Source organism: Acinetobacter sp. UBA3132, from assembly GCF_002364825.1.
Lineage (GTDB): Bacteria > Pseudomonadota > Gammaproteobacteria > Pseudomonadales > Moraxellaceae > Acinetobacter > Acinetobacter schindleri.
This window is the reverse complement of sequence record NZ_DEZM01000075.1, coordinates 1,315-9,682: the sequence shown is the minus strand read 5'-3', so window position 1 is coordinate 9,682 and position 8,368 is coordinate 1,315. Positions and strand designations below refer to the sequence as shown.

The window sequence follows — 8,368 nt, the reverse complement described above, 5'->3', positions numbered from 1 at the left end:
GTTAAATAGGGTGTTTTAGCAACCACATAAGGATTCACGATGGTCAGTCCCGATCAAAAAGAAATGTTGGATGTACTGGAACGCCAGCGTCAACATCAGCTGCAAGTGGATCGCGTCCTGAAAATTGTATTGCCGATCGTGGCATTTTTACTCAGTGTCATCGCTGCCAATATGAATATCTGGTCAGCTCTGTTCACCTTTGTGATGTTATGGATTGCCTTTTATGCAGTGGGCATCAAGCGCTATACCCTGTGGCATTGGCTAACGATTATTTTAGTATATTGCCTGATTGATAATGTGCTCAGCTATGGCGAGTTCTACCGCCCTGGCTTCAACCGTCACTTCATTAGCCTGTTTATCTTCGTCGGGATTGTAGGCGTTGGTCGTCGCTACTTCGACCGCTGGTGGATGGAAAAGAATAAATCTGCCCCACTTTAAAAAGATTCCATAAAAAAAGCGCCTATCAAAGGCGCTTTTTTACACAGCTTTTAAGCTGTTTTGCGTAGATCTTTACGCAGGATTTTACCTACGTTAGATTTTGGCAATTCATCCAGGAATTCTACATAACGCGGACGCTTGTAACCTGTCAGATTTTCTTTTGCGAATGCCAGAACTTCTTCAGTTGTTAAAGATGGATCTTTTTTCACCACGAACAGTTTAGGTACTTCACCTGATTTCTCATCTGGTACACCAATGGCAGCCACTTCCAGCACTTTTGGATGTTTCGCAACGATTTCTTCAATCTCTGAAGGATAAACGTTGAAACCAGATACCAGAATCATGTCTTTTTTACGGTCTACAATCTTCACATAACCACGATCGTTCATCACACCGATATCACCGGTACGGAAGTAACCATTAATCATGACTTTGTCAGTTTCATCCTGACGGTTCCAGTAACCCTTCATCACCTGAGGACCACGGATCGAAATCTCGCCCTGCTCGCCCAATGGTACTTCATTGCCATCGTCATCCAAAATTGCAACTTCAGTCAACGGCAATGGAATACCAATGGTGCCGCTAAATTCTTCAGATGCAGGCGGGTTTGCAGTTGCAACCGGAGAAGTTTCTGATAAACCATAACCTTCGATGATGTTAGTGCCTGTAACTTTCTTCCATGCTTCTGCAGTAGAAGGCAGCACCGCCATACCACCACCCATCGCCATTTTCAGACGACTGTGATCCAGCTGTTTGAAGTCTTCATTATTGATCAATGCATTGAATAAAGTATTCACTGCCGGGAAGAACGTTGGCTGGTATTTACGTAATTCTTTAATTACCGCAGGCAGATCACGCGGATTTGGAATCAGAACATTGGCTTGACCTTTATACATACCGTACAGTGCACACACCATGAATGCAAAGATATGGTACAACGGTAGAGCACAGAAAATACGGTCATCTGGCTGGCCATCTTGTGCACCGAATTTGCTCTGGAAAATACCATCACATTGCAGCATGTTTGCAACCAGGTTGCGATGTGTCAGTTCAGCACCTTTAGAAACACCTGTCGTACCACCAGTATATTGCAGTACAGCAGTATCACTTAAAGTCAGTTCAGGACGTTTATAGTTCGTTGGGCTGACTTTGTTCAGCGCAGCATTGAACTTGATGTGACCTGGAATATCCCATGCTGGAATCTGTTTACGTACAGAACGTAGCACAAAATTAACTAGCGTACCTTTAAGTGCACCCAGCATATCACCTACAGAAGCAACAACGACGTGCTTCACTGGTGTTTTGCCAATAATTGCTTGATATACAGAAGCGAAGTTTTCAATGATCACCAGTACTTCTGTACCAGAGTCATTTAACTGATGTTCAAGTTCACGTGAAGTATAAAGTGGATTTACATTGACCAATACCAGACCAGCACGGAATACGCCCAATGCCACGACCGGATATTGCAACACGTTTGGCATCATCACTGCCACGCGTGTACCTTTTGCAAGCCCCAAGCTCTGTAAATATGTTGCAAATTTACGACTAGCTTCTTCCAGCTCGTTAAACGTCATTACTTTATCCATAAAGATAAAGGCATCACGTGAGCCAAACTTCTGGAAATTACGCTCAAAAATATCAACTAATGAAGTGTTTTCTGGTGGCAGTTCTACAGTGCGTGGAATCCCTGTTTTCTCGTATTCAGCGAACCAAATCTTTTCCATAATGCCATTCTCTCCAATCATAATCCTTAGAATCTCAACTGTTTTTTTCAATATTGCGCTAATTTTTTAACTTGTTTATGCGCAATAATGCATCCATCTTGTCGAATCGTTGTTCATATATAACGTATTTCGATTGATGGATGCTAGTCTTATCTTTGAATCAACAGTTTATTTGCTTTTTGATATCCGCGTGGTAAAAGCTGTCCTTTCGAACCGCGTTTGCCGATGTACTTTTGCAGATCATCCCCTTTTAATTTTATTTGCTGTTGTCCTGCAAGCACTTGAATTATTTCATCTAAACTCAAGGCTGTCATGGACAAAATCTGATCTTTATCTTCAAGTTGTATCAATTTATTACCTTTGCCTTTATTCAACACAGGTAATTCAGTCAAATCAACAATTAATAGACGACCTGCAGAGCTGAGCAATGCCAGATGAGTTTTGTCTTCAAGTGGCTGCAGATTCATTGCCTGCGCACCTTCCGGCACAGTCAGGAATGCCTTGCCCGCCTTGGCATTGGTATCCAGCTGCTTGGCTTGGGTCTTGAAACCATAACCTTTGCTGCTGATTGCCAGGATTTCTGCCTCATCTTCGGCAACCAGAACCTGTTTAAAACCGACGCCACTTGCAGGAGAAAGTTTTGAACTCAGTGGTTCACCTAATCCTCGCGCAGACGGCAGACTGTTGATGGCCAAGGCATAACTGCGCCCCGTATCATCCAGTACATAAACACGCTGATTAGATTTGCCTTGGGCATGACTCAAGTACTGATCCCCTGCACGGAAGTTCAGGTTTTCGGCATCCACTTCATGGCCTTTGGCACAGCGGATCCAGCCTGCTTCAGACAGGACTACGGTCACCGGATCAGCAGGCAGCATTTCAGTTTCATCAATTGCCGCAGCTTCAGCACGTTCAACAATTGGTGAGCGACGGTCATCACCAAATTTCTTGGCATCATCTTTGAGTTCATTGATGATCAAATTCTTTAAAGATTCTGGATTGGCCAGTTGCTCACGGATTTCAGCTGCCTTGGCTTCTAACTCTTCCTGCTCACGGCGCATTTCCATTTCTTCAAGCTTGGCCAAATGGCGCAACTTGAGTTCTAAAATGGCTTCTGCCTGAATTTCATCAATACCGAATCGTTGCATCAGCACCGGTTTGGGCTGATCTTCTTCACGGATGATCTGAATCACTTCATCAATATTCAGGTAGGCAATGATCAGGCCACCCAAAATATGTAAGCGTTTCTCGATTTTATTCAGATGGAATTGCAGACGACGGGTCACGGTGGTCTTACGGATTTCAATCCATTCCAGCAAAATACGACGGATCGATTTCACCTGCGGGCGACCATCCGCACCAATCATATTCATATTGACGCGATAGCTAGATTCAAGATCGGTGGTTGCGAACAAATGACTCATCACCGATTCAGCATCGATACGATTTGAACGCAACACAATGACCAGACGCGTCGGATTTTCATGATCGGATTCATCACGTACATCTGTCACTAGAGGCAGTTTCTTTGCCTGCATCTGGTCTGCAATCTGGGTAATGATTTTGGAACCAGACACCTGATAGGGCAGTTCAGTAATCACGATCTCGTTTTTTTCAACCGTATATACGGCACGCATACGGTAACTACCACGACCTGTCATTTGCATTTTTAGCAATTCAGCCGGTGGAGTAATAATTTCTGCTTTGGTTGGTAAGTCCGGTCCCGGAATATATTCAGCTACTTTGACATCGGTCAGGTTCGGATTGCGAATCAGTGCAATTGTACCTTTGACCACTTCACGCAGGTTATGTGGTGGAATATCGGTCGCCATACCTACAGCAATACCCGTGGTACCATTCAATAAGATGTTCGGTACGCGTGCCGGCAGATTGACTGGCTCTTTCATCGAACCGTCGAAGTTGTCCTGCCAGTCACAGGTGCCTTGACCCAACTCAGAAAGCAATAATTCACTATATTGTGACAGTTTGGCTTCGGTATATCGCATCGCCGCGAAAGACTTTGGATCATCTGGTGAACCCCAGTTGCCCTGCCCCTCAATAAACGGATAACGGTAACTGAACGGCTGTGCCATCAGCACCATCGCTTCATAGCAGGCTGAGTCGCCATGTGGATGGTATTTGCCCAGTACATCACCCACAGTACGTGCAGATTTCTTCGGTTTGCTGGTCCACTTGAGCCCCAGCTCACTCATGGCATAAACAATACGGCGCTGTACCGGTTTCAGACCGTCACTGATGTGTGGCAGTGCGCGGTCCATGATGACGTACATGGCGTAGTTGAGGTAGGCCTGTTCGGTAAATTCTGCTACGGAACGGTTTTCTGTCGCATGATGCGCAAGGCTTGTCATAACAACCTATAATCCTAAAAATGTCGTTTTTGTATCAATGTTTCTTATGCTAAGTCGCACTGCCTGACTGCACAAGAGCAGTACAGTACACAGTGCGACAAATCGTGTCTTATGGCGTAAAAATATCCACTTTAAACGCCCTAAGCAACTAAAAAATCCCCACCTTTATTGACTCAAGGATTCTAAAGTCCGACCTTTGGTTTCTTCACCCAGTACCAAGATCACCACAGCTACAGCAATCAGAACCACGGTAAACATGGTAAAGACATAGCTGAAGCCGCTCGGCATGACCATCAGATGGGTCACTGCAAATGGCGCAACAATACCACCAATCCGGCCGATTGCCCCTGCCCAGCCCGAACCAAAAGCACGGATATTGGTTGGGTACTGTTCTGGCGTATAGGTATAGAGCACACCCCAAGCACCGAGGTTAAAGAAGGACATCAGACAGCCCCAGATCACGATTTCGGTGACACTGCCGGACTGACCAAAGAAATAGGCAGATACAGCACACATGCCAATAAAGCCGGCCAGTGTTGCCTTACGTCCAAGTTTTTCTACCAGCCATGCTGCAACCAGATAGCCTGGCAACTGCGCCAGAATCATGATCAGTACATATTCAAAAGACTGGACAATGGTATAGCCTTCCTTCACTAACAGACTTGGTAACCAGGTAAAAATACCATAGTAAGAGAAGATGATGCCGAACCAGATCAACCACAGCATTAAGGTACGGCGGGCAAATATGCCTGACCAGAGCTGAGCAAAAGAAATCGTCTGTTTTTCGGCCACAGGTTGAACCTGGAAGATTTCCAATACCTCTACCCCACACTTGGCTTCAATCTTTTTCACCAAGGCATGCGCTTCATCGATACGGCCACGGTTGATCAGGAAGGGAATCGATTCCGGAACGAATTTCCAGATCACAATTGCATACAGTGCAGGAATACCACCGATTAAAAAGGCGGTATGCCAGTCAAATTTCGGAATCACAAAATAAGAAATCAAGGCTGCACAGAGCCAGCCCAATCCCCAGAAACTTTCCAGTAAAACAATAAAACGGCCACGTACCTGTGCCGGAATATATTCACTTACCAGCGTTACAGCAACCGGTAACTGACCACCCAACCCCAGGCCGACAATAAAGCGGAAGACCAGTAACCAGGTCAGGTTCGGTGCAAAGGCACAAGCCGCGGTTGCCAGACTATAGATCACCAGCGTTAAAGCGAATATGGTTTTGCGGCCATAACGGTCTGCCAGGCCGCCAGAACAGATTGCCCCAATTGCCATCCCGATAAAACCGATTGAGACTACCCAGCTTTTCTGGTCAGGAGTCATCTGCCAGTCTTCTGCCATTTTAGCCAGAATGAAGGAAATCAGTCCGGTGTCCATGGCATCGAACATCCAGCCTAAACCAATCACGACCAGCAACATATAGTGAAACCTGCCTACAGGTAAGCGCTGAATCCGGGAAACTAGGTCCATAAGTAAATCTCTGATATGTGATTCGGGAGAAACTGCAGGGAAAGCAGAAGCATTCATCCTATTTTTATACTACGATTGAATGCAGAAACGAGGCTATTTTGCCTCGCTCATCTGAAAATCGTGTTTTATGATTCATCCTTAGATGATGCGGATTGTTCATCATCATCTTTATAGATAAATTTCGGCATTTCCAGGCCAAAGTAAATGGCGATCAGGCGCAGGCTAAAACCGAAGATCAAGGTAGAAATGATGGTCAGCTCAAGCGACAGACCTGCGTGGCTACACAGCCAGTAGAAGATTACCGCAACGAAGGAAATACTGGCATACAGTTCACGACGGAACACCAGCGGCACATCATTACACAGAATGTCACGCAGAATACCGCCGGAGACACCCGTCAGGACACCAGCTACGGCACTGACCACAAAACCATGCCCCATTTCTAATGCGATCTGGCAACCGATAATGGTAAAACCGATGAGCCCCAAGGCATCCAGCACCAGGAAGATGTTACGTAAATGACGCATCCATTTGGCGATCAGAATGGTGACAAAAGCCGCACAGCAGGTCAGCACCAGATATTCAGGATGCTTGACCCAGGTCAATGGATAGTGACCAAGCAGCACATCGCGAACCGAACCACCTCCCAGTGCCGTAACACAGGCAATGATCACAACCCCAAACCAGTCCATGCTGCGCCGTCCAGCGGATAAAGCACCGGTCATCGCTTCTGCGGTAATGGCAATAATATAGATTACGGTCAACAACATCGCCCTGCTTCCACCTGAGGCTTTGAGATGGCGGCTATTCTAAGGCAAATCTATGTGAAAGTTACAAAAATTGCGCACAACATAGCTTAAATTTTTTCCCTGAACCGCAAATGCAGGCTTGCTTCATTGTAAATTGTTGATCTGTGGTCGGATCGAGAAAATACCAGCAGCCTTCTACTTTGACGAAATGGGACGCTTCATGATGAATTTGTGCCTGTGTACCATCATGAAAATGTGCCTTGAAATCGACCAGTGCATGACATTTATCTAATTTTTCATTGGTTTGTACGATTTCCAGTTTCAGCCATTGATTGGCCCTGCTCCACTCGGCAATTGCTGGCATATCTAAAAACCTTTGCTGTCCCAATGCGGTCGTCTGCTGGATATAGTTAATTTCCTGTTTGGCAAAGGCACTATAACGTGAACGCATCAACTGTTCGGCTGTCTGTGCAGTTCGCTTGCCTTGATGCAGTGGCTGACAACAGCTTTCATAAATGCCCAGTCCACATGGACATGCTTCTGAGAGGGTAAGTTCCAAAAATGAATTCCAAAAAAAATAGCCCGACGATGCGGGCTATTTTAGCAAAATTCAGCGCATACCTGAGGCAGAACTCAATTCTTGTTTTGTTCTTGCGGAATAATATGGACTTTTTCGATCTTATGACCATCCATTGTCACGACTTCAAAGATATGACCATCGGCTTCGAACTTCTCACCATTTTCAGGCAGACGGCCAAGGTGGAATAAAATATAGCCCGACAGCGTCGAATATTCTTCTGATTCATCCACCAGATCACGGCCAATCAGCAAGGATACATGACGAATATCGGTTGAACCTTCCAGCAACAGACTACCGTCATGCAGACTTTCAGCTGCAGTTTCCATTTCATCTTCATCCGGGAATTCACCGGCAATGGCTTCAAGCACATCAATCGGTGTTGCAATCCCTTCGATCGAACCATACTCGTTCAGGACAATCGCCATTTGTAGCGGCGCCTGACGCAACTGGTCCATTACCATCAGTACCTGAGCATTTTCATGCACAATTACCGGTTCACGTAGATGTTTTTCGAAATCAAGTACACCCGTTTCGATATATTCGTTTAGCACTTTATGGGTCAGTACTACACCAGCAATATTGTCCAGCTCACCACGTGCCACGATCAGACGTGAATGACTCATCTGCAACAGATGGGCCTTAATGATAGCTTCATCTTCATCCAGATCAATCCATTCCAGTTCAGGACGTGGGGTCATCACCGACTTCACCGGACGTTCAGACAGGCCGAGTACGCCCTGCACCATCACACTGTGATAAACGCCATTTTCATCATCATTAAACACTTCGTCAGCAAAGGCACGCGTTGCCAGTACATCTACCGGCTCAGAAGCAGCATTATCCTGAGCAGGTTTACCACCGAGCATACGCATCACAGCTGAAGCAGTGCGATAACGCAGATCTGTAGTTGTCACCATTTTTTCCTGATTGCGTTTCATGGTCTGGTTAATAAATTCGACAATGACCGAAAAACCAATCGCTGCGTACAGGTAGCCTTTTGGAATATGGAAGCCGAAACCT

The 8,368-nt window shown here is 45.7% G+C and carries 7 protein-coding genes; 1 reads left to right on the top strand and 6 read right to left on the bottom strand.

Features of this window, described 5'->3' with window-relative positions:
- The first annotated feature begins 39 nt into the window (after positions 1–39).
- Positions 40–438, top strand: a complete 399-nt coding sequence (locus B4033_RS03540) for a hypothetical protein (RefSeq protein WP_005223547.1) — start codon at positions 40–42, stop codon at positions 436–438.
- Positions 439–488: 50 nt separating this feature from the next.
- On the opposite strand, the gene B4033_RS03535 is transcribed toward B4033_RS03540, so the two are convergent.
- The 6 genes from B4033_RS03535 to B4033_RS03510 all read right to left on the bottom strand — a co-directional run.
- A complete protein-coding gene (locus B4033_RS03535; protein WP_008305159.1) occupies positions 489–2,165 on the bottom strand; it encodes an AMP-binding protein in 1,677 nt (558 codons plus the stop codon).
- A gap of 149 nt (positions 2,166–2,314) precedes the next feature.
- Positions 2,315–4,534: a DNA topoisomerase IV subunit A gene (gene parC, locus B4033_RS03530; RefSeq protein ID WP_184103346.1), complete on the bottom strand. Its 2,220-nt coding sequence runs from the start codon at positions 4,532–4,534 to the stop codon at positions 2,315–2,317.
- 165 nt (positions 4,535–4,699) lie between these two features.
- A complete protein-coding gene (locus tag B4033_RS03525) occupies positions 4,700–6,019 on the bottom strand; it encodes an MFS transporter (protein WP_034592555.1) in 1,320 nt (439 codons plus the stop codon).
- Between the two features lie 125 nt (positions 6,020–6,144).
- A complete protein-coding gene (locus B4033_RS03520; protein WP_008305156.1) occupies positions 6,145–6,789 on the bottom strand; it encodes a trimeric intracellular cation channel family protein in 645 nt (214 codons plus the stop codon).
- 61 nt (positions 6,790–6,850) lie between these two features.
- Positions 6,851–7,327, bottom strand: a complete 477-nt coding sequence (locus B4033_RS03515) for a YchJ family protein (RefSeq protein ID WP_286832133.1) — start codon at positions 7,325–7,327, stop codon at positions 6,851–6,853.
- Positions 7,328–7,401: 74 nt separating this feature from the next.
- The coding region (locus B4033_RS03510; RefSeq protein WP_286832131.1) for a hemolysin family protein at positions 7,402–8,368 on the bottom strand (967 nt) is incomplete at its 5' end.

What these genes read in the sequence shown, in the direction of transcription:
- parC (WP_184103346.1), bottom strand. Translation starts at nt 4,534, where the DNA reads ATGACAAGCCTTGCGCATCATGCGACAGAAAACCGTTCCGTAGCAGAA.
- B4033_RS03535 (WP_008305159.1), bottom strand. Translation starts at nt 2,165, where the DNA reads ATGGAAAAGATTTGGTTCGCTGAATACGAGAAAACAGGGATTCCACGC.
- B4033_RS03520 (WP_008305156.1), bottom strand. Translation starts at nt 6,789, where the DNA reads ATGTTGTTGACCGTAATCTATATTATTGCCATTACCGCAGAAGCGATG.
- B4033_RS03540 (WP_005223547.1), top strand. Translation starts at nt 40, where the DNA reads ATGGTCAGTCCCGATCAAAAAGAAATGTTGGATGTACTGGAACGCCAG.
- B4033_RS03525 (WP_034592555.1), bottom strand. Translation starts at nt 6,019, where the DNA reads ATGGACCTAGTTTCCCGGATTCAGCGCTTACCTGTAGGCAGGTTTCAC.